At 44.9% G+C, this 301-nt stretch carries 2 tRNA genes; both read right to left on the bottom strand.

The features are described 5' to 3' along the window. Positions 1 to 131 precede the first annotated feature (131 nt). A tRNA-Pro gene (locus KNO73_RS14925) sits at positions 132 to 208 on the bottom strand. A gap of 6 nt (positions 209 to 214) precedes the next feature. After that, a tRNA-Arg gene (locus KNO73_RS14930) sits at positions 215 to 291 on the bottom strand. Between the last annotated feature and the right edge of the window lie 10 nt (positions 292 to 301).

The raw sequence follows: 301 nt of genomic DNA on the forward strand, positions 1-301 counted from the left end.
CGTCCTGAGCCAGGATCAAACTCTCCAAAGAATTTGATATAGCTCTTAAATTGACGAAGCTTGCGCTTCATTCAAAAATTGTAAAACTTTTTTTGCCTCATCGTTCAGTTTTCAAAGACCAAAAAAATAAATGGTCGGGAAGACAGGATTCGAACCTGCGACCCCTTGGTCCCAAACCAAGTGCTCTACCAAGCTGAGCTACTTCCCGTTAAAATGGTGCACCCTGAGAGATTCGAACTCCCGGCCTTTAGATTCGTAGTCTAACGCTCTATCCAGCTGAGCTAAGGGTGCATATGGTGCG

The sequence above is a fragment of the Exiguobacterium sp. s83 genome, assembly GCF_018617095.1.
GTDB classification, from domain to species: Bacteria; Bacillota; Bacilli; order Exiguobacteriales; family Exiguobacteriaceae; genus Exiguobacterium; species Exiguobacterium profundum.